Raw genomic sequence first — 19,924 nt, forward strand, 5'->3', positions numbered from 1 at the left:
TGGTAGCCATCGACGGCACGCGCGGGGTGACCGCAAAGTCGCCTCCCCGGCGGACCGGACCGGCACACTGGACCCGGCATCCGGCCCATCACCGCAGACGCAAGGAGGAGCTCTTGGGACTGTCCCGAACGGTCGGCCGGCTCTTCGGCGTACGGTCCGAGCTGGTCCGGGCTGATCCGGCCGGCACCGACCGGGTGGCCGCCGGCACCGACGCGCTGGTCGTTGGCGGCGGCATCGCCGGCATGTGCGCGGCGATCGTCCTCGCCGAACGCGGCGTACGGGTCACAGTGCTGGAAGGCGCCGCCCAGCTCGGTGGACGGCTGGCCGCCTGGCCGGAGACGCTGGCCGACGGCACGGTCCAGCCGGTCGACCACGGTTTTCACGCGTTCTTCCGCCAGTACTACAACTGGCGGGCGATCCTGCGCCGGGCCGACCCGACACTCGGCATGCTGCGCCCGGTCGACGGCTACCCGGTGTGGTCGGCGCAGTGGCCACCGGAGGAGTTCGGCCGGCTGCCGACCACACCACCGCTGAACCTGCTGGCGCTGCTGCTGCGCAGTCCGAGCCTGCGGCTACCCGAACTGCGCGAGATGGACCGTCGGGCGGCGATGCCGCTGCTGGCCTACCATCCAGACCGGACGTACGCCGAGCTCGACCAGCGGTCCGCCGCCGAGCTGCTGGACTCGCTGCGGCTGCCGGACCGGGCCCGCGCCATGCTGTTCGAGGTCTTCTCCCACTCGTTCTTCAACCACGAGCGGGAGTTGTCGGCCGCCGAACTGGTGGCCAACTTCCACTTCTACTTCCTGGGCAACCCGGAAGGGCTCGGCTTCGACGCACCGGAGCAGGATTACGACGCCGCGATCTGGCAGCCGCTGCACGAGCATCTGCGCCGCCACGGTGGCCGGGTGGTCACCGGCGACGCGGTGCAGACCGTCAGCCCTCGGCGGGCCAACGGTTGGCAGGTGCGGTGCGCTTCCGGGGCGGCGCACACCGCCCGATACGTGGTGCTGGCCGTCGATCCGCCGGCGTTGCGCACGTTGCTGGCTGACTCGCCCCGGCTGGCCGAGGCCGCGCCGACGTTGGCCGAGCGGGTCGGCTCGCTGGTCGACAGCCCGCCGTACGCGGTGGCCCGGCTCTGGTTGGGCGGTGACGTCGCACCCGACCGGCCGGTGTTCAGCGGGGTCTCCCGCCAGCCGACCCTGGACTCGGTCACCCTCTACCACCGGCTGGAGCGTCAGGCGCGGCAGTGGGCGCAGCGCAGCCGGGGTGCGGTGCTCGAACTCCACGCGTACGCCTGCCCGGAGCAGGTGTCGGCCGAGGTGCTGGCCGATCGGATGCGTGCCGAGTTGGCGGCACTGTGGCCGGAGGTGGCCGACCTGCCGGTGCTGGAGTCCCGGGCGCGGGTCGAGGCGCAGGCTCCGGCGTTCCCGCCCGGGGCGGCCGCCGGGCGGCCCGGCGTGGTCACCGACGCGGACGGTCTGTTTCTGGCCGGCGACGGGATCGACACCGACCTGCCGAGCGCACTGATGGAACGGGCGGCGGTGACCGGAATCCTGGCCGCGAACCACATCCTGCGTCGGGAGGGCGCGGCCACCGAGCCGCTGCGGACGATCCGGCGGTACGGCCTGTTGGCCCGGGAGCGACACCCGTTGACGCCGGCCGACGTCGGCCCGCCGCAGTAGTGGTAGTGCGGCGGGCCGACGTCGGTCAGTTCTCCGTCAGCTGGTCTGCTCGACCGCGTCGCGGATCTCGACGAGCGAGCCGGCGGCTTCCTCGCCGGTGCTGAAGTAGAACACGTACATCACCAGCGCGCCGCGGCTCGCCCAGACGCAGACCCCGCCGGGGATGCCTTCGAGGTCGGCATCGCCGCACCGCGCCGACCCGCCCTTCGGACCGGCGTCGACGTCGGTGACATTGGTCATCCCGAGCCCCGTGGCGTCGCCTTCGGTGGCGTCGGCCAACTCCTGGTCGGGGTCGGCCATCACGCCGGAGACACCGGCGATCATCACCAGGTTTTCCTGCTCGATGTCGCCGTAGAAGGCGCCGATGCTGCTGGTCGACTCGGGCACGTCGGCGGCCAGCCCGGTGGCCACCTCCTCGGCGAGTCCCTGGAAGGTCGGGTCGGTGTTCAGCTCGCGGCCGGCGAGGGTGTCCGGGGTGACCAGCCGGGTCTGGGTCGCTTCGATGACCTCACCGACGGTGTCCCGGACGAGGAAGAAGGTCACGGCCGCGCCGCCGAGGCAGAGCACCAGTACGGCGGCGATGACGATCAGGATGATCCGGCCCGCCTTGGACTTCTTGGGCGGCGGGGCCATCGGAACGCCGGGCTGGCCGGCGTAGGCCGGCCCGGGAGCGGCTCCAGCCGGCGGCACCGGCTGCCCGGCGGGCGCGCCCGGGTACTGCGGCTGAGAGGGGTCAGACATGTTCTACCTACTTCTGATGAGGGCCCCGTGACTCCTGACCGGCAGGCGGCTCGGAGCTTTCCTGGCAACCCGCTGTACGCGGGGCCGGCCGATCGTAACGGTGGGCGGCGACAACTGAGTCGCCCGACAGGAACCGACGGGGTGGAATCACCACCGAACCGTTACCCGGGGCAGGAGCCACGCCACGACGGCCGGAGCCGGCGGCTGCCGGGGGTACGCGAGCCTCGCACCCCGTCAGTCGCCAGGAGCAGCTTGATATGCACTTAGCGTCACCTCCTTGGATCGGAAGTACCGACCGAACCTGATGCCAGAGATGAATCAAGATGCACCTGTGGCATCAGACCCACGGCGGCACCCGAATCGGAGGCGACGTTGCCGCCGCAAACCGCCGTCGAACCGGCGCGCGACGCCCACCGGCCCCTCCGTGACCCGCCACAACGGCCCAGCGTTCCGTCAGAAGAACACGTCACACATCGGCCGAATGAGTGCAACGCCAGCTACTCGCGTTGCCGATTACTGACATGGGCTCGCTAGACAAGTCACACATCAGCCGGATGTAACACAACCCGGGATACAGTGACGCCCGGCAATCTGACGGACGGCGGCCGTGCCCAGCGCTGCTGTCACGGTTGCTGCCACGGCGTCCCGCCGTGCGTCGCACGGCGGGACCTGCGCGGCGGTGCTGGAGCCCCCGGCCGGGCTCGAACCGGCGACATCTCGCTTACAAGCTCTGCGCGCCCCGTCCGGCTCGGTCCGCGCACGTCTCTAAGCTCGGATACAGGTCCGTCACTCACCTTCCCTGACGCTCCACGTCCAGCCAGGTTGCTGTCACCACTGCTGTCGACAGCAACCGGGCCACTAGTCCCCGCTTCGGTTGAATCTTTGACCCTAGGCGTCAATCGACGCCCGCCCATCTGCGGCGCTCCGGGTAGCACGCTGGCAGTCCTCGTCTGCCGCCGTCCGTGGGTTTCGGGCTAGATCCCAGATCGTCGCCCACTCAGTCACTCAAGGTCCGGGCAGAGGGGTGCAGTAGAGTGCCAGCATGACCGTGGTCGAGGCGTTTAACTTGATCTCCGCTGTAATGTCAACCGTCTTAGCGATCGTTGCACTATATCTTGCGATAGTTTTCTACCGCCTCTCCACAGCGGAAGCGCAAAGGTCCCAAAAAAGCGCGGAGGAAATATCCGCAAGCGTCAAGCGTGTCGAAGCGCTCTTTTCAACTATGTACGCTGACACTTTCACGATGATGCGCGAGACGGTCACAGACATGCGAGCACACGTCTGGCGCATTCCCCACACGAAGGCGCTCGAAGGGGGCGAGACGGAAAGCACCACGGAGGAGCAGACCACTCGAACGCAAACCGAGTTGGTGGATGCCATTACCGACATATCAGCGAGACTGGGGGTCACAGAGGGGGACTTGAAGACCCTACGCGATCAAGTTACGCCGATTGTCCACGAGGCTCTGGATTCGACAAGGATCCAGAGAGTTGAAAAAATGAAGAGGGTAGTTATTAAAGGCCTCATGGAGAAACAGCCAGTCGCCTCGGGAAAGCTGAGCGTAATTGCAAGAGTTGCAGTGAAAGGGAGTGTCGGCGACTACATGCAGGCGCTAAAGGACCTGCTAGAGAAGGACGAGATCGCGATTCTCAACGAATACCCTGTCGACAATCCGCGGGCCTTGATCGGCCTCGCACCTCCCTTTTGAACCGCAGCCACTACTTCAGCTCCAGAGTTGACCCCCGCTATTCCGTGCCGGCTGCAGCCTCTCCAGGAACCAATCCGAAGTAGCGAGTACACAGCGAGCGTCTGCCTTGATCAGCGCGGCCCGCAACACCAGCCATCCCGTCTGCCGTCGACCCGCACACCGTGGAGCGGGCCGCCGCCCGGCCCGCCACGTCAAGACGGCCTTGACGCCCGTACGGACGCTGGCGGGTCGGGCGGTGGTCTGCTCGGCTCTGCCCGGGGTCGACGGCGGGCGGGATGGCTCCCCCACCGCCACCACCGACGGACCGCGAGCCGCCGACGGCGGCCCATCCATCCCCGGAGCCGGAGCGCCCCCGCCGGAGGCGCAGTAACCGCAACCCCGCACGTACCCGGCTCCCGCGCGATCGGCGCGGCGTGCGCTCGGCCACGCCGCGCCCCGGCCGGCTGCCGGCCCAACACCACACATTCGGAACGCTGGCAGTCGGCGGCGGCCCGGTTGGTGTCCGCTCTCCGCGCCAGCCGCCGGGCGTGTTGCGGGGCCGGAGCGGAGCGACAGCGGAGTGCAGGCCACGCGCCCAGGCGGCGGCGCGTGCGGCCCGCTTCGCGGGCCGCCTTGAAGACGTACAGAAAGTTCTCACAGCACCGCCGGCAGCCGGCCGGCCCGGCTTTCCACCGCCCACCCGCCGCCGGGGCGGCCTTCAGCCGACGAAGTCAGCCGCTGAAGCGCAAGAGTTGGTAGATGGACAGCGCTGCCGCCTCTGGGACGACTCGACCGGTGTCGATCGTGACGTCCGCGTCAGCGAGCGGAGTTGTTTGGTCCCAGGCAGTCAGCCGCGCATCTACGTCGCCTGTGCCTCGGTCGACGATCCTCGCCAGCGCGGTCGGTCGGGAGCACCAGAGTTGAGCCACGGTCCAGGTCTTTGGGGGCATGACATCCAGTACCGCACTTACGGCCTCTGCCTGCCCAAGGTGTAGCACGGGGATGTGGTGAGCAAGCTGCTCCTCCAGGTAGGGCCTGTCTACGACGTAGAGCGCTCCGTAGCGCTGGTTTTCCCAGACGATGTTGCCACTGCTCCGTAGCTGGTCGACCTCTTGATGGGTCGCCATGCGGTACCCCGTGGAACGACCTGGGCCGACCTTGAGGCGGGGAAACAGGCGACACCGTGAGTCGACAGCGTGAAGCGCGGTAGTCACCGTGTCTTTCCCACTCGCGGGCGGGCCGTAGAGGATAACGCCGGGCATCAGCCTGCCTCGCCGTCCAGAATGGTCTTGAGCATGTGCCGCGCCTGTACCTGCAAGGGCGTGCTGGACGCCGAGTTGTCGATCAGGTGATGCGGGGCGTCTGGGCGGGTTTCGACGTCGATCGACTCCAGGTAGCCCGTCCAGTGGGCGAGCTTGGCGGCGTCACGTGCGGCACCCCTGGAGCGGATATAGGTGTGCATCGTCAGGACATCGCAGTACACCCATACGAGGTTTACGGTAGCTTCCATTGCAGAAAGATTCGCTTTGGTCCGATTGATCCAGGCGGCATCCCTGAACTCTGCGATGAACGGCGCGGTGACGATCGCGCTGTTGCCGCACTCGACGTTTTCGGCCGTCGCGGCGTGGAGCGCTTCGTACTCTCTCGGCCGGACCCGCGTCAGGTAGACCTCTGACTCCCGGTCGTGCGGAGACGTGCCGAGAGTCTCCAGGGCAGCCTCTACGACTGGCCGCGTCAAGGTGTCCTTGTCGAGAATCGGCCATCCGGTCTCGCGTGCGAGGATTCGGCCGAGCTCGGTCTTGCCACTACCGGCGTACCCGCCAATCATGATGACCTGTGGCCGACTCGGTCGGACCTTGCCCGTCCGGCCCTGGTCCGGTGTTCGCACTACGCGCTTTGACCGGGATTTACTGAGGACAAGGCCCTCCTGGCTGAGCACCTTCATCGCCTCGGTGATCGTGAAGACGCTGACCTTCCACTGCTCTGCCAGCTCGCGGGTAGAGGGCAGCACGTCTCCGTCACGGAGTACACCAGCCTCGATGTCGTTGCGGATGTTGCGGGCCACCTGCAGGTGCAGTGCCGCCGCACGGGTCAGCCGTGGTCGAGGCGTGGACATGGGTCTCCTAACTGAGAGGTCAACAACGCAACGATCATATCAGTTACCTAACAGATCGACCCTGCATCTGGGCTGATCTGCGAACTTAACTCAGATCTCCCGGACAGTCGACCTAACAGTTGACCCGCCTAGCTATCAACTGTTAGATTCATCGACATGAGCAGTCGCCCACAGGGGGCGCGCTCCTGACAGGAGGTCTGTTGTGAAGTTGTACGTGGACATCACGGGCAAGCAGGTGACGGTGTCGAAGGACCCGGAGCCGAAGAACGACCAGAACGGCAGTCAGCGGTCGGAGAAGGGTACGGGCCGGCTCATGTGGTCGACCCAGGTCTTCGTGCTGGACGAGACCGGGGGCGAGGTCATCACCATCACTACGGCGGGTGAGAAGCCGAACGTGACGGTGGGACAGCTCGTCAACCCCGTTCAGTGGGAGGCCATTCCGTGGGCGACCAACGGGCGTTCCGGCGTGGCGTACCGCGCGACCGAACTGAAGCCGGCTACTGGCGCTTCGGCCAAGTAGGTTCCTCGCACATCGTGCTGTGTCCGCCCCACGATGTCCGGGGCTCCTCCGGCGGCTTCAGCCCGTCGTCACTGATCCCACCTTGTCGAGACCGGGAGTGGTTCTGACTCCTGCATTCCTGGTCTCGCGGTCACCGATGGTGGCCGCAACCCTGTAGTACCTGCGGGGCCGGTCTGACTCCTACATCACCCGGCCCCGCATTTTCCAACCCGTTCATCCCTCATGTATGGGAGTGGTTGTCGTGCTCGTTTCCGCTGTCGTGTTCGCGGTGGTTGCCGCGACTCTGCACGCCGCTCACCAGTTGGCGGATCACGTTTTCGGCCAGACTGACGCTCAGGCCGCCAACAAGGCCGCTGCCGGTCTGTCCGGCTGGCGGCATCTGGCGGGCCACGTGGCCGCCTATCACCTGGTGGTTGCCGTGATGCTGGGCGTCACGGTGTGGGTGCTGGATCTTCCCGTTTCGGTCGCCGGTGTGGTAGCCGGTTTGGCGTTCTCGGCGGTGACGCACGCCGTTCTGGACCGGCGTTGGCCGGTGCGGTGGATTCTGGCCCGTACCGGGTCGGAAGCGTTCGCTGACCGGGTCGCGCCGACCTGCGGGATGTACCTGGCGGATCAAGCCTTGCACTACGGCTGCCTGTGGGTGGCTGCGCTGCTGATCGCCGCTCTGTAGCACCTGGCGGGCATTGATCCCGCCGCGCCATGTCGAGCGTGGGGCCGGTCTGACTCCTACATCACCCGGCCCTACGCCCTTCCAACCCATCCAACCCAATCGCTTGGGAGGACGTGTCGTGTCCAAGTCTAGCCCTCGCCCGTTCGGGCGGAAGTCAACCGGAACGGTGACGGTCATCGAGACCCAGGTTCACCGTTCCTCGGCGCGTAACGCGCGGCTGTCGTTCGTCCTGACCGCCATCGTCGTCGGCCTGGCCGCGATGGCTGTCGCCGCCGACTACATGCATCCGATCCTCGCCGGCCTGGCCGGCTTCGCGATCGGCGTCGCGGTCGGCTCCGTCGTCTGGACGCTGGTCCGGATCTGGCCACTGATCCGCATCGTCTGGTGGTGGCTGCCGGAAATCGTGCTGTCCCTGGCCCTGGTGTACGGCTGGATCGCCCTGGCCGCACACACCAACCTGGCCGCCCGCCTGGCGGTCATCGCCGTCGTCGTCGGCGTTCCGGCCGCTGTGCCGGCTGTGCGCCGTCGGATCGTGGCGCTCGCGTGGTGCGTCATCGTGCGTCACCGGCTGCGGGTGTGCTTCGCACAGTTCATCATCGCCAACCGGTCCGGATCGCTGCCGCTGATCCTGTGGGCCGCGCCGACCCAGGTCGGCGAACGCGTCTGGATCTATCTGCGGCCAGGGTTGTCGCACTCGGATCTGAACAGCCGGTTGGACAAGATCGCGGTCACCTGCCACGCGGCGGCCGTCACGATCGAACGCGCCTCGGAGCGCAACGCCGCCTATCTGCGGGTCGACGTCAAACGCCGTGACGTGCTCGGCGCGACCGTCGATTCCCCGCTGGTCGACCTGGTCGACCCGGACACCCCGGCAGGCGACACCGACCGGAGCGGAACCACCGCACCGACCGCGCTGGACCTGCCCGACGTGGCAGAGCCGACCGGCACGCCGGCCAACGGCAAGCCGGCCCCGTCGCCGCGTACCGCGAATGGCCGTACCCCCGCCACCGCGACAGCGGCCCCGGCGACGGCCACCAGCTCCGACGGTGACGACGTCACCGACTGGATCTGACCCCTACCCATCGCTTAGGGGCGCGGGACAGGTCCCGCTTGTCGCGGCTCTACCCGCGCCCCTTCCACCTTCCTATTCCTAGGAGCGCTCGCCATGACCACCACACCGATTCCCGCAGCGGGTAACCCGCTGGTGCCGGTCGGGCCGTCCCTGTCGATGTTCGACCCCATCTATCTGGGCATCGACGAGTTCGGGGAGCCCGTCTACCTCAACATGGTCTACCGCAACCTTCTCGCCGGTGGTGAACCCGGCGGCGGTAAGTCCGGACTGCTCAACACCGTCTGCGCGCACGCGGCCCTGTCCACCGACACCCGCCTCGTTCTGTTCGACGGCAAGCTCGTCGAACTGGGCATGTGGGAAGACGTCGCTGACGAGTTCATCGGCCCCGACATCGATCGGGCGCTCATCGTCCTGCGCCGCCTCCAGGTCGTCATGAACAACCGGTACGCCTGGCTCCGGGCACACGGACGCCGCAAGGTCACCCGTGCCGACAAGCTGTCGATCATCACCGTGATCTGCGACGAGATCGCGTTCTACTCCGCCACCATCGGCAGCAAGCCCGAACAGGAGGAGTTCGTCACGCTGCTGCGTGACCTGGTCGCCCGAGGCCGCGCCGCCGGTATCCCCGTCGTCGCCGCGACGCAACGGCCGTCGTTCGACATCATCCCCACCAGCCTGCGGGACCTGTTCGGCTACCGGGCCGCGTTCCGCTGCACCACCCCGAACAGCTCGAACATCGTTCTCGGCCACGGCTGGGCCGAACAGGGCTACTCCGCTACCGACATCTCCCCCACCAACCAGGGCGCCGCGTACCTCCTCGCCGAGGGCGGCATGCCCCGACGCATCAAGGTCGCCTACCTGTCCGACCAGCAGATCCAGGCCATCGCGGACTACGCCGCCTGGATCCGGCGACCCACCAGCTTAGACACCGTCAACCAGCGGTACGCCCCACTGGACTGGGGGATGGCCGCATGAACCGGCGAACCGGCAACACCGGACCGAAGACGCCGTACTGCGACCTGGTCGTCACCGGCACCCACGCCGACGTCACCGCTCTGCGCGACGCGGTCCGCGCCAGCGGCCGACTCGTCTACATGTCCGCACCCGCCCAGGTCAGCGCGGACGACCCCCGCATCCGGATCGTCATCCGGCTGACTCCCACCCACTGAAGGGAACCGTCTTGGAGCACATGAGCACTCAGATCGTGGCGGTGTGGGCCGTCGGCCCCGATGCGCCCGGCACCCAGGTCTTCACGGCGGACGAGTACGCCGACTGGGCCGAAACCAACACGGTGGCCGACGCCTACCCCTGGCCAGCCCGATTCTTCGGTCCCACCGACGACGGGCGGCTCGTCGAACTGACCCACACCGCGACCGCCGACGACTTCAACGCCGACGGCTACGCCGTCGTCACCCACACCTGGGACTACCCCGATCCGAGCACCGTCCGGATCACCGGGCGTGCGCACCGCCACGGTCAAGCCTGACCCGGTAGCGCTCGCTACATACGGAACGACCGACAGGACCGGCCTCAAGCCCTGGAAAGCTGTCCGGTCCTGCCGGCCACCACCACACCCATCGATGGAAGGACGTGGCCGTCATGAAGGCTACCCACACTCCCCCCACGATCGCATCCGTCGAGCCGACCCCGGCTGACGTCCTGCGCGCCGCTGCCGTCTACCTGGAGCGGTACGACTGGGCACAGGGCGAGTTCTTCGCCCGCCCCAACCCCGCCGGATCGGCGCTGTTCCAGCCTGCCTGCGCCGTAGGTGCCATCTGCGCCGCCGCCACCGGCCGATCCATCGCCGCCCTGGGTGACATCCCGTCCGGTCCGGACGGCTACCTCGTCGACCGGGCGCTACACCTGCTGGCCAGCTACCTCGACGGCAGCGATGTCGAGTCCGGTGCCGCTGACCTGATCGCCGACTGGAACGACGAACAGGGCCGCACCCTCGTCGACGTCATCCTCGCCCTCACCGACGCCGCCCGCGACTGGGACCGCCACCACCCCCGAGGCGGTGAGAGCTCGTGAACACCGTCAAGACCCCGTTGACGCCTGCCGTTGCCCGGCAGAAGCGTCGGGACGTCGTCGAGAACGACGAATTCGCCGCCTTCGCCCGCCGGATCATCCGCGCTCACGGCCGCCGAGTCGCGAACGGAGACGTCGAAGCGCTCCGGGACCTCACCGCGCTCGCCTCGGTGCTGGACGACACCATCGGCCAGGCCGTCACCGGCCTGCGTGCCTTCGGCTACTCCTGGGCCGAGATCGGCGCACGGCTCGGCATCTCCCGCCAGGCCGCCCAGCAACGCTGGGGAGGCGACCGGTGAACGCTCGCCTCGACCCCCGGCTCACCACCGCCGGACTCACCATCACCGTTCCGACACTCATCGAACTGTGGGCAGCGCATACCCCGGCCGACAACCCCGCGCCGGCCACCTGCCCGGCCTGCGGCCACACCTACACCACTGACGCGCCGCTGTGCCCCACCGCCGCCACCGTGCGGCCCCTGCTGCGCCGTCGCCGCAACGAGGTCGCACCCGCCGCCTTCGGGCGGCTGACCGTCAACCAGCACGAGGACCTGTTCGGCAAACGACTGTCCACCCAGGTCCCCGCCTCCCGCGACCACCAGCCGGACAAGCCCGGCTACACCAGCGCACCGCTGTTCCCCCTCGCCAGCACGCCGACCGGAGGTGCCCAATGACACCCGCCCGCGCCCTCACCACTGCGGCCGCCCTGGGTGTGGCCGCCACCTGCGGCTACCTGACCGCCCGCCACACACTGCGGGCCGAACTCGACGCGATCCGGCACACCGCCCACCACGACCCCCTCACCGGGGCCTACAACCGGGCCGGACTGGCCGCCACCGCTGACGACTTGATCCACACCGCGCACACCGCGCGACGTCCGATCGTCGTCGCCCTGGTCGACCTGGTCGGCTTCAAAGCCGTCAACGACACCCACGGCCACGACGCCGGAGACCACATCCTCACCGTCGTCGCCAGCCGCCTCCACGGGATCGCCGGACCCGCCGGCATCACCGCCCGACTCGGCGGAGACGAATTCGCGATCCTCACCACCGGCCCCGCTGCCCGGCTCGGCGACGCCGACACCTGGCTGTCCGGATGGCTTCCCCGCACACACCACCGACTGACCACCGCGACCGTCCATGGGCAACAGTCCCTGGCGGTCGGCGCCACGCTCGGCGCGACCCTCGCCCATCCCGGCCAACCCGCATCCGTGTGGCTGCACCGCGCAGACCTGGCCATGTACGCGGCACGCGCCCGGCAGTCGACCACCGCCGTCTACGACGGTCCCGCCGACGACACCTCGACCCCGGTTGACCGGCCCACCGACCGGACTCGGGATCGTGCCCGCCCCACTCGCCGCCTGTCGCGGGTCTGGGGGCTCGCCGGATGACCACCGAACGCTCACACCCTGAGGTCACCATGCCCACCAACACCGTCACTGAGCAGTTCGCCGCCGAGTACGCCCGCAACGCGGTCCCCGCGATGCTCAAGGCCATCAACTCCATCAAGCGGTACAACCGGTTCGTTCTCCTCGGCGCACTGCTGACCAGCTACCTGCACCAGGCCCACTATCTGTGGACCCAGGGTGCCAGCTACTTCGCCTACCTGGTGCCGCTGATCTTCGACGCCGCGATGGTGTCGATGCTCACCGTGGTCCGTACCTCCGGCATCGCCAAGGACGCCAAACGCGGAGCGCTGATCGTCTTCGCCGCCGCCGCCCTGTTGTCGGCAACCATCAACTTCGCCTCACCCGGCAGCCTCGGCCTACGCCTCGTCTTCGCCCTGGTCGTCGTCCTCGTCATCGGCGTCGAACTCGTCGCCGGACGCATCCGCCCGGACTTCGCCGCCATCGAGGCCGAAGCCGCCGCCCTGCTCAACGCCGCCAACAACCTCAAGGCCAAAGCCGAACCCGAACCCGCCCCGGTGGCACCCCCGGCACCTGCGCCGGACACCGAGCACCCGACGGCACCGACGCCGGTCGCCGAACCCGTACCGGCACCCATCTCCGCCGTCACCCTCCCGCCGACCCTGGCGATGACGGCCGCCGACCCGGCCACCCCGGTCGACGAAACACCGTCGATCCCTCAGCACCTGGTCCCCACGGCACGTTTCGCCGCCGCCCAACACCTACAGGCCACCGGCCACCGGATCAGCCCTGACGGACTGGCCGCCCGACTCAACATCAGCCCCGCCGTCGCCGGCGCGCTGCTGACCGTCGTCGACCCCGACGCCCCGGCCGTCAACGGCCACCATCTGACGGGGGACCGCCGATGAGCATTCACCTCGTCGACGTCGTCCAGGTCCTGCACACCTGCCCGGCCGACCCGCAACCCCACCCGTACGACATCCGCCGCACCCTCGTGCACGTCACTCCTGGCGGACCCTGCCGCGCACCGGTCACCATCCGCTGCGGCAACACCACCACAACGATCGACTGCGGACGGCACCGCCCCGCCGCCCACCAGTGCGGCGCATGCCGCATCACCGTGGTCGAACGAACCATCACCCACCGCACCCCACAGCAGGGACAGCGGTGACGGTTTCGACGCTGGACGCCGCACCCCGAGCCACCACGGCCCGGGGTGCGGTCTCGAACGCCGAATCCAGCACCCCCGCCGCCTGGTACACCGCACCCGCACACGCCTTCCACCGCGCCACCCAACCCGACTACTTCACCTGGCTCGACCACATCCGCCCCGCCGCCGGCTGCACCCGACCCATCCGCCTGGCCGGCACCCTCACCACCGTCGACCACACCACCGGCCGCGTCCTCGACCACACCCCCACCGGCGACCTACCCGACGCCGTCATCTACAAAGCCTGCGGCAACCGCCGCGCCACCGTCTGCCCCTCCTGCGCCACCACCTACCAGCAAGACGCCTACCAGCTCCTCCGCGCCGGCCTCACCGGCGGCAAAGGCATCCCCGACACGGTGGCCACCCACCCGGCCGTGTTCGTCACCCTCACCGCCCCATCGTTCGGCACCGTCCACACCCGCGCCGTCCGCCGCCACACCTGCCGGAACCGCCGCCGCTGCGACTGCCGACCCGACCCCTGCCACCCCCGCCGCGACACCCCCACCTGCCCCCACGGCCGCCCCGCCGTCTGCTGGGCACGCCACGAACCCACCGACGCCAACCTCGGCCGGCCGCTGTGCCTCGACTGCTACGACCACGACCACCACGTGGTGTGGAACCTCTACGCCGGTGAACTCTGGCGACGCACCAAACAAGCTGCTGAACGCCACCTCGCCGCCCTCGCCCGACGCCGCGGCATCCCACCCGTCGAGGTCGCCACCAGCACCGGCAAGACCCGCACCGTCCCCCCGGTACGGATCTCCCACGGCAAAGCCGCCGAGTTCCAGACACGCGGAGCCGTCCACTTCCACGCCCTCATCCGCCTCGACGGCGTCCACCCCGACGACCCGACCGCCGTCGCCCCACCGCCGCCCGGCTTCACCACCACCGATCTCGACCACGCGCTACGCCACGCCGCCACCCAGGTCGCCTACACCACCCCCACCCACCCCGACCAACCCGCCGGCTGGTCGATTGTCTGGGGCGAACAACTCGACATCCGCCCCATCAACCTCCCCACCAGCGGCAACGTGACCGACCAGATGGCCGCCGGCTACCTTGCCAAGTACGCCACCAAGAGCACCGAGGCCACCGGGCACCGGTCCACCCGTCTCGACGCCGACACCGTCGGCACCTACGCCGACCCCGACGGGGACCACACTGCCCGCCTCATCGACGCCTGCTGGCGACTCGGCCGACCCACCGCCACCCCCGCACCACTGACTGACCGGCCACGCGCCGACCACCCCGCACCCAGCTTCCGTGCCCGCTGGCAGTGCCCCGACTGCGGCAACCACACCCGTTACCCGGCCTGCCCCACCTGCACCGCCCGCCGTCAAGCCGACCTTGACGGCGAACCGGGCGACAGTCGACCCGCCAACCCGTACGCCCGGCTACGCCGCTGGGCACACATGCTCGGCTTCGGCGGCCACTTCCTCACCAAGGCCCGCCGCTACTCCGTCACCTTCCGGCACCTGCGCGACAGCCGCGCCACCTACCGCCGCGAACACGACACCCACCACACCGGCCACCCCGCAGACGTAGTCCAGGCCGCCGACCACACCGACGCCGACACCACGCTCGTCATCGGCGCACTCACCTTCGCCGGAGCCGGCTGGCACAGCAGCGGAGACGCCCTGCTCGCCAACACCGCCGCCGCCCTCGCCCGCGAACGACAACGCACCGCCCGCGAAGAACTCGCCCACGAACTCTGGTCCACGACCCGGCCCACCCCCGCCGCCGCGTGACCACCCCCGTCAACCGCAGAGAGAGGAACACGTTGGAACCCACCCCCGCTACCCGGCCCCGTGTCCTGCGCGTCGAGGAAGCCGCGCGTGAACTCGGCATCGGCCGGTCACTGGTCTACGACCTGATCCGGTCCGGCCGGCTGCGGTCGTTCAAGGTCGGAAGCCGCCGACTGATCCCGGCTGCCGCCATCGATGAAGCAATCGACCAACTCTCCCAGGAGGCAGCCTGATGGCCACCGGCAACCGAAGCAACCGATCCAACGGCCCTCGCCGCAACCCCAACGGTGAAGGCTCGATCTACCAACGGGCCAGCGACGGCCGCTGGGTCGGCCAGGCGTACGTGCTCACCACCGACGGCACTCGCAGACGCAAAGCCGTCTACGGCGCGACCTGGCAGGAAGCGCACGACAAGCTGACCGCGCTCAAGGCTCAGTCCCGCCAGGGCATCCCCATCCCGGACCGCGCCTGGAAACTCGCCGACTACCTGCCGTACTGGCTCGCCGGCTACGTCGCCGACCTCAAGCCGACCACCGCCCGAGGCTACGAAAGCGCCATCCGGCTCCACCTCATCCCCGCGCTCGGCACCAAACGTCTCGACGGGCTCCAGGTCCAACACGTGCGCACGTTCCTCGACGAGTTCCGCCGCAAGTGCCTCTGCTGTACGAACGGTCTGGACCGGATACGTCCCATAGGGCGCCGCTGCTGCTCTCTCGGCCGTTGCTGCGGCAAGCAGCCAAGCCCACGTCAGGTGCAGTTCGTGCACGCCGTGCTGCGCAACGCGCTGCAGCACGCGATGCGGGAAGAGCTCGTCTCCCGCAACGTCGCCAAGCTGGTCCGGGTCCCGTCGCCCCGCTACAAGGTCGGCAAAGGGTTGTCGGTGGAACAGGTGCGAGGCTTGCTGAAGGCCGCCGAGGGTCACCGGCTGTACGCGCTGTACGTGGTCGCCGCCACGATGGGACTCCGACGCGGGGAACTGCTCGGGCTCCGCTGGTCGGATCTCGACCTCGACAGCGGGACCCTGCGGGTGCAGCAGACGGTGCAACGGGTCGCCGGACGGCTCCACCTGCTCGACGCGAAGACCGAGGAGTCGGAGGCGGTCCTTCCCCTGCCGGACGCGACCTGGATGGCGCTGCTCGAACACCAGGAACGTCAGACAGCGGAGCGGGAGCGGTTGGCCGAGGTCTGGGAGGATCACGGCCTGGTCTTCCCGTCTGAGCGGGGCACCCCGATCGAGCCGACCAACATGAGCCGTGCGTTCGCCCGGCTTCGGGGGGCCGCTGGGCTCGATGGCGTACGGCTGCACGATCTCCGGCACACGGTGGTCTCACTGCTGATGGAGCTGGGCGTACCGCCGCACGTCGTCCAGGCCATCGCCCGGCACGCCGACGTCAAGATCACGCTGAAGATCTACGCGCACGCCAACCTCGACGTGATGCGCCAGGCCCTGGGCAAGCTCGACGGACGGCTGTCCTGACTGACGCTGCTGTCACCGTTGCTGTCAAGGTGTCCCGCCGTGCGAACTCACGGCGGGATTTCCCTTGTCGGTGCTGGAGCCCCCGGCCGGGCTCGAACCGGCGACATCTCGCTTACAAGGCGAGTGCTCTGGCCAACTGAGCTACAGGGGCAGCGCTTCGTTCAGCGTCAGCATAGCCACTGACGTGGCGATACCGCCGCATCGGCCGGTCTGTCCGATCGATCTTTCCCGTTCTGCGTACGGGTGTCCGCCGCTCCGGCGGTCGCCGTGGACCGCCGGCCGAGGGTGACGAACAGTGGCATACCCCACCCTGGTGTCCGTTTTGGTCAGTTATCAGAGGTAGTTGCGGGCCGTCCCGGTCTTGGCAGCCAGGCAAATCCCGTTTACCGTGGCGTGACACGTGCGACACGTCGCCCTGGCGGCTGCGGGTACGCGTGGGCCGGCGCTCTGAGCGCCGGTCGCTCCTTCACTCGGATCGTCCGGCACGTTCCTGCCGGTGAAAGGAAGCACTGACCATGGCTACGGTCACCTACGACCAGGCGTCCCGCATCTACGCGGGCACCGAGCGACCCGCTGTCAACAAGCTCGACCTCGAGATCGGCGACGGCGAGTTCCTCGTACTGGTCGGCCCCTCCGGTTGCGGTAAGTCCACCAGCCTGCGGATGCTCGCCGGCCTGGAAGACGTCGACGAGGGCCGCATCCTCATCGACGACCGCGACGTCACCCACCTGCCGCCCAAGGCCCGCGACATCGCGATGGTCTTCCAGAACTACGCGCTCTACCCGCACATGACGGTGTACGAGAACATGGCCTTCGCGCTGAAGCTGCGCCGGACCTCGAAGTCGGAGATCGACCGCCGGGTCAAGGAAGCCGCCGCTCTGCTGCAGCTGGAGGAGTACCTCAACCGCAAGCCGAAGGCGCTCTCCGGTGGTCAGCGCCAGCGGGTCGCGATGGGTCGGGCGATCGTCCGGGAGCCGCAGGTCTTCCTGATGGACGAGCCGCTGTCGAACCTCGACGCGAAGCTGCGGGTGCAGACCCGTACCCAGATCGCCTCGCTGCAGGCCAAGCTGGGGGTCACCACCGTCTACGTCACCCACGACCAGGTCGAGGCGATGACGATGGGCCACCGGGTGGCGGTGCTGCTCGATGGCGTACTGCAGCAGGTCGACACCCCGCGGAACCTGTACGACGTACCGGCGAACGTCTTCGTCGCCGGCTTCATGGGCTCCCCCGCCATGAACATCAAGACCGTCCCGCTGACCGATCAGGGTGCCGTCTTCGCCGACCTGGTCGTCGAGCTGAGCCGCGAGCAGATCGACGCGGCCAAGGCCAACGGTGGCGGCAACAAGGTCACCGTCGGGTTCCGTCCCGAGGACTGCGACCTGGTCGGTGCCTCCGAGGGCGGCATGCCGATGTCGGTCGAGCTGGTCGAGGACCTCGGCTCGGACGCCAACGTCTACGGCTACGCGACGCTCGACGGCAGTTCGGAGCGGTTCGTGGTGCGGACCGACCGCCGGCACATGCCGCGGATGAACGACACGGTGTTCGTCCGGCCCCGGCCGGGTCAGCACCACGCCTTCCACGCCGCCAACGGTCAGCGGCTCTGACCGAGCGCCGTCCCGGCTGACGACTCGCGACGCCTGACCCGTCGCGTAGGGCCGGTCTCCCCAGCTGGGGAGACCGGCCCTACTGCTTTCCGGTGGACGGCCTTACGACTTTCCGAGTGGACGGTCCGGTCAGTCGGCGACGCGGGTCACGGCGTCACCACCCGCCCCCCGAAGGTGACCACGAGACGACCGTCCGAGGCGAACGACCAGCCCAGCGAGCCGGAGTACGTCGAGCACCGGGACCCGTTCGAGCCGGACCAGAACTGATTCGAGCTGTCGGAGTTGCCGATGATCCGGTCGGTGGAGCCGCTGTCGCACGACGTGTTGCCACGGAACACCGAGCTGCCGCCGTCGAAGTTGAAGTTGCGCTCCTCGTTGCCGATGCTGACGTTGTTCGACACCGTCATCGCGCCGAGGTTGCGGTTGTACGTGAATCCGTGCTTGCCGTTGCCGTACGCGATGTTGCTCCGGATGGTGTGGTCGACGCCGATGTCCTCGCCACCGAGTTTGTAGCCGTTACGGTCGCCGTTACCGGCCTGGCTGCCGTCACTGAGCGTCCCGTTTTCGTACGCCAGGGAGTACTCGATGGTGACCGCCCCGATCGGCCCGGTGTCGCTCTTGGTGTAGAGGTCGTAGCCGTCGTCGATGTTGTTGTGGGCCACGGTGTAGCGGAAGACGTTGCCGGAGCCGACGGTGAGCTTCGGGGCGAAGCCGTCGGCGTCCTCACCGTCGGAATCGACATTGTCGTGCGACACCGAACTCAGCACCAGGTTGTTGGACGGCCACTGGTCCCGGGGCGCCCCGGCGATCAGTCGCGACAACTGCAGGCCCGAGTCACGGTTGTGGCGGGTCACCACCCGTTCGATGATGTTGTGGTTGCCTGCGAGCAGGATCCCGTTGTCGCCGGCCCGTTCGACGATGATGCCGTGCACGTGCCAGTACGAGCCGCCGATGGCCAGCCCTCGGTTCGCCGAGTCCTCGCTCTGCGCCGAGAAGTTCAGGATCGGCGTCTCACCCGGATAGGCGTACAGCTTCTTGCGCGCGCCCGACGTGCCGTTGTTGTCCTGGCCGATGGTGATGGTCTGCGAGTAGCGGTAGGTGCCGCCGCGCAGGTAGATCGTGCCGCCGGGGGCGATCCGGGTAATCGCCGAGGTGAGGGTCGTCGGGTTCGACACCGTCCCGGACGCGCCGTCGCTACCGTTCGGTGCCACGTACAGGGTGTCACCGGACGGCGGTGGGCTGGTCGGCGGCGCGGTCGTCGGCGGGGGTGCGGTGGTCGGGGGTGCGGTCGTCGGGGGTGCGGTCGTCGGCGGGGGCGTGGTGGTCGGCGGGGCCGTCGTCGGGGCGGGGGTCGTCGGGTCCGGTATGGACCCGAGGGTGTCCACCCTGACGTCGTCGTAGCTGGCCCCGGCGTAGCCGGTGACCAGGGCGATCCGGCCCGAGTCGTAGGAGGCGTCGCTGCCGGAGCCGATCTGACTGCCGTCGACGTAGCCGTGGATGGTGCTGCCACTCGATTCGATCCGCAGGGTGTACCAGGTGCCGGTGGCGACGCTCAGCGCCGTCGAGCCGAGCACGGTGATCTGGCTGCCGTTGACCACCTGCAGCTCGGCACGGTTGCTGCTGGTCAGCGCCAGCCGGTACATCTTGGTGTTGCTGGTGACCCGGGCGGCGATGCCGACGAATCGGTCGGATCCGTTGAACGACAACGGTTTGACTCTTGCCTGCATCTGGTAGTCGGTCCAGCTGGTGCTGCCGGCGAAGAACCGTGCCAGGTTGCTGCTGGTCTTGTCCTGTCGCAGCACCTGGCTGCCGTCGGAGACGACCTCCCAGCTGCCGCCGGACTTGGACCAGCCGCTGGTGCCGCCGCTTTCGAAGTCGGCCTGGAACAACGTCGCGGCGTGGGCGTTGCCGCTGGTCGCCGCGAGGACCAGCGTCGCGGTGACCGCGCTCGCGCCGAGCGTGGCCAACAGGCCGCGACGGCGTCTCCTCGTTCTGCTCTGCACG

Annotated in this window: 21 protein-coding genes and 1 tRNA gene; 18 read left to right on the forward strand and 4 right to left on the reverse strand. The window is 68.7% G+C overall.

Translation table 11 applies throughout. The annotated features are described in order from the left end of the window. Positions 1–113 precede the first annotated feature (113 nt). On the forward strand, positions 114–1,682 hold the full coding sequence (locus ACN27J_RS16400) for an FAD-dependent oxidoreductase (RefSeq protein WP_421367190.1): 1,569 nt from the start codon (positions 114–116) through the stop codon (positions 1,680–1,682). 36 nt (positions 1,683–1,718) lie between these two features. Here ACN27J_RS16400 and ACN27J_RS16405 read toward each other — a convergent pair whose 3' ends face one another. Continuing rightward, entirely contained in the window at positions 1,719–2,423 is a 705-nt protein-coding gene (locus tag ACN27J_RS16405; protein ID WP_278171832.1) for a hypothetical protein, read from the reverse strand. A gap of 1,042 nt (positions 2,424–3,465) precedes the next feature. Here ACN27J_RS16405 and ACN27J_RS16410 point away from each other — a divergent pair. Then, a complete protein-coding gene (locus tag ACN27J_RS16410; protein WP_421367191.1) occupies positions 3,466–4,131 on the forward strand; it encodes a hypothetical protein in 666 nt (221 codons plus the stop codon). Positions 4,132–5,371: 1,240 nt separating this feature from the next. On the opposite strand, the gene ACN27J_RS16415 is transcribed toward ACN27J_RS16410, so the two are convergent. Next, positions 5,372–6,226 carry a GntR family transcriptional regulator gene (locus ACN27J_RS16415; protein ID WP_421367192.1) on the reverse strand — a complete coding sequence of 285 codons (855 nt, stop codon included), beginning with the start codon at positions 6,224–6,226 and terminating at the stop codon, positions 5,372–5,374. 202 nt (positions 6,227–6,428) lie between these two features. Here ACN27J_RS16415 and ACN27J_RS16420 point away from each other — a divergent pair, with 202 nt between their 5' ends. The 15 genes from ACN27J_RS16420 to ACN27J_RS16490 all read left to right on the forward strand — a co-directional run bounded on the left by ACN27J_RS16420 (position 6,429) and on the right by ACN27J_RS16490 (position 16,313). Continuing rightward, on the forward strand, positions 6,429–6,746 hold the full coding sequence (locus ACN27J_RS16420) for a hypothetical protein (protein ID WP_282228482.1): 318 nt from the start codon (positions 6,429–6,431) through the stop codon (positions 6,744–6,746). A gap of 241 nt (positions 6,747–6,987) precedes the next feature. Further along, positions 6,988–7,416 (forward strand): DUF3307 domain-containing protein, encoded by a 429-nt coding sequence (locus ACN27J_RS16425; RefSeq protein WP_421367193.1) that lies wholly within the window; start codon positions 6,988–6,990, stop codon positions 7,414–7,416. 166 nt (positions 7,417–7,582) lie between these two features. Beyond that, complete coding sequence (locus tag ACN27J_RS16430; protein WP_421367194.1) at positions 7,583–8,488, forward strand: hypothetical protein; 906 nt, start codon at positions 7,583–7,585, stop codon at positions 8,486–8,488. A gap of 93 nt (positions 8,489–8,581) precedes the next feature. Next, complete coding sequence (locus ACN27J_RS16435; protein ID WP_421367195.1) at positions 8,582–9,463, forward strand: FtsK/SpoIIIE domain-containing protein; 882 nt, start codon at positions 8,582–8,584, stop codon at positions 9,461–9,463. Then, positions 9,460–9,657 (forward strand): hypothetical protein, encoded by a 198-nt coding sequence (locus ACN27J_RS16440; RefSeq protein WP_421367197.1) that lies wholly within the window; start codon positions 9,460–9,462, stop codon positions 9,655–9,657. Before ACN27J_RS16435 ends, ACN27J_RS16440 begins: the two co-directional genes overlap by 4 nt. A gap of 20 nt (positions 9,658–9,677) precedes the next feature. Beyond that, the gene (locus ACN27J_RS16445; RefSeq protein WP_421367198.1) at positions 9,678–9,974 is read left to right on the forward strand and encodes a hypothetical protein; all 297 of its coding nucleotides are present in this window, start codon (positions 9,678–9,680) and stop codon (positions 9,972–9,974) included. 113 nt (positions 9,975–10,087) lie between these two features. Continuing rightward, complete coding sequence (locus ACN27J_RS16450; protein ID WP_421367199.1) at positions 10,088–10,519, forward strand: DUF6197 family protein; 432 nt, start codon at positions 10,088–10,090, stop codon at positions 10,517–10,519. Beyond that, the gene (locus tag ACN27J_RS16455; protein WP_421367200.1) at positions 10,516–10,815 is read left to right on the forward strand and encodes a hypothetical protein; all 300 of its coding nucleotides are present in this window, start codon (positions 10,516–10,518) and stop codon (positions 10,813–10,815) included. The genes ACN27J_RS16450 and ACN27J_RS16455 overlap by 4 nt, the downstream gene beginning before the upstream one ends. After that, positions 10,812–11,189, forward strand: a complete 378-nt coding sequence (locus ACN27J_RS16460; protein WP_421367201.1) for a hypothetical protein — start codon at positions 10,812–10,814, stop codon at positions 11,187–11,189. Before ACN27J_RS16455 ends, ACN27J_RS16460 begins: the two co-directional genes overlap by 4 nt. Further along, positions 11,186–11,905 (forward strand): GGDEF domain-containing protein, encoded by a 720-nt coding sequence (locus tag ACN27J_RS16465; RefSeq protein ID WP_421367202.1) that lies wholly within the window; start codon positions 11,186–11,188, stop codon positions 11,903–11,905. Before ACN27J_RS16460 ends, ACN27J_RS16465 begins: the two co-directional genes overlap by 4 nt. 29 nt (positions 11,906–11,934) lie before the next feature. Continuing rightward, a complete protein-coding gene (locus tag ACN27J_RS16470; protein WP_421367203.1) occupies positions 11,935–12,789 on the forward strand; it encodes a DUF2637 domain-containing protein in 855 nt (284 codons plus the stop codon). Continuing rightward, positions 12,786–13,052 carry a hypothetical protein gene (locus tag ACN27J_RS16475; protein ID WP_421367204.1) on the forward strand — a complete coding sequence of 89 codons (267 nt, stop codon included), beginning with the start codon at positions 12,786–12,788 and terminating at the stop codon, positions 13,050–13,052. The genes ACN27J_RS16470 and ACN27J_RS16475 overlap by 4 nt, the downstream gene beginning before the upstream one ends. Continuing rightward, the gene (locus ACN27J_RS16480; protein WP_421367205.1) at positions 13,049–14,839 is read left to right on the forward strand and encodes a replication initiator; all 1,791 of its coding nucleotides are present in this window, start codon (positions 13,049–13,051) and stop codon (positions 14,837–14,839) included. Before ACN27J_RS16475 ends, ACN27J_RS16480 begins: the two co-directional genes overlap by 4 nt. A gap of 32 nt (positions 14,840–14,871) precedes the next feature. Then, positions 14,872–15,069: an excisionase family DNA-binding protein gene (locus ACN27J_RS16485; protein ID WP_421367206.1), complete on the forward strand. Its 198-nt coding sequence runs from the start codon at positions 14,872–14,874 to the stop codon at positions 15,067–15,069. Then, positions 15,069–16,313, forward strand: a complete 1,245-nt coding sequence (locus tag ACN27J_RS16490) for a tyrosine-type recombinase/integrase (protein WP_421367208.1) — start codon at positions 15,069–15,071, stop codon at positions 16,311–16,313. The genes ACN27J_RS16485 and ACN27J_RS16490 overlap by 1 nt, the downstream gene beginning before the upstream one ends. A gap of 74 nt (positions 16,314–16,387) precedes the next feature. Here the strand turns inward: ACN27J_RS16490 and ACN27J_RS16495 are convergent. Beyond that, a tRNA-Thr gene (locus ACN27J_RS16495) sits at positions 16,388–16,464 on the reverse strand. Between the two features lie 364 nt (positions 16,465–16,828). Between ACN27J_RS16495 and ACN27J_RS16500 the strand changes: the two genes are divergently transcribed. Then, positions 16,829–17,920 (forward strand): ABC transporter ATP-binding protein, encoded by a 1,092-nt coding sequence (locus ACN27J_RS16500; protein ID WP_421367209.1) that lies wholly within the window; start codon positions 16,829–16,831, stop codon positions 17,918–17,920. 146 nt (positions 17,921–18,066) lie between these two features. Here the strand turns inward: ACN27J_RS16500 and ACN27J_RS16505 are convergent, their stop codons facing one another. Continuing rightward, positions 18,067–19,923, reverse strand: coding sequence for a right-handed parallel beta-helix repeat-containing protein (locus ACN27J_RS16505; protein WP_421367210.1), 1,857 nt, complete (start codon positions 19,921–19,923; stop codon positions 18,067–18,069). Position 19,924 lies beyond the last annotated feature (1 nt).

Origin of the sequence: Solwaraspora sp. WMMB762, assembly GCF_049179115.1 — a bacterium.
GTDB lineage: Bacteria > Actinomycetota > Actinomycetes > Mycobacteriales > Micromonosporaceae > Micromonospora_E.

Bases quoted from the DNA above. Each gene is read 5' to 3' on its own strand.
- ACN27J_RS16405 (WP_278171832.1), bottom strand. From the start codon at position 2,423: ATGTCTGACCCCTCTCAGCCGCAGTACCCGGGCGCGCCCGCCGGGCAG.
- ACN27J_RS16410 (WP_421367191.1), top strand. From the start codon at position 3,466: ATGACCGTGGTCGAGGCGTTTAACTTGATCTCCGCTGTAATGTCAACC.
- ACN27J_RS16415 (WP_421367192.1), bottom strand. From the start codon at position 6,226: ATGTCCACGCCTCGACCACGGCTGACCCGTGCGGCGGCACTGCACCTG.
- ACN27J_RS16435 (WP_421367195.1), top strand. From the start codon at position 8,582: ATGACCACCACACCGATTCCCGCAGCGGGTAACCCGCTGGTGCCGGTC.
- ACN27J_RS16440 (WP_421367197.1), top strand. From the start codon at position 9,460: ATGAACCGGCGAACCGGCAACACCGGACCGAAGACGCCGTACTGCGAC.
- ACN27J_RS16445 (WP_421367198.1), top strand. From the start codon at position 9,678: ATGAGCACTCAGATCGTGGCGGTGTGGGCCGTCGGCCCCGATGCGCCC.
- ACN27J_RS16450 (WP_421367199.1), top strand. From the start codon at position 10,088: ATGAAGGCTACCCACACTCCCCCCACGATCGCATCCGTCGAGCCGACC.
- ACN27J_RS16465 (WP_421367202.1), top strand. From the start codon at position 11,186: ATGACACCCGCCCGCGCCCTCACCACTGCGGCCGCCCTGGGTGTGGCC.
- ACN27J_RS16470 (WP_421367203.1), top strand. From the start codon at position 11,935: ATGCCCACCAACACCGTCACTGAGCAGTTCGCCGCCGAGTACGCCCGC.
- ACN27J_RS16475 (WP_421367204.1), top strand. From the start codon at position 12,786: ATGAGCATTCACCTCGTCGACGTCGTCCAGGTCCTGCACACCTGCCCG.
- ACN27J_RS16490 (WP_421367208.1), top strand. From the start codon at position 15,069: ATGGCCACCGGCAACCGAAGCAACCGATCCAACGGCCCTCGCCGCAAC.
- ACN27J_RS16500 (WP_421367209.1), top strand. From the start codon at position 16,829: ATGGCTACGGTCACCTACGACCAGGCGTCCCGCATCTACGCGGGCACC.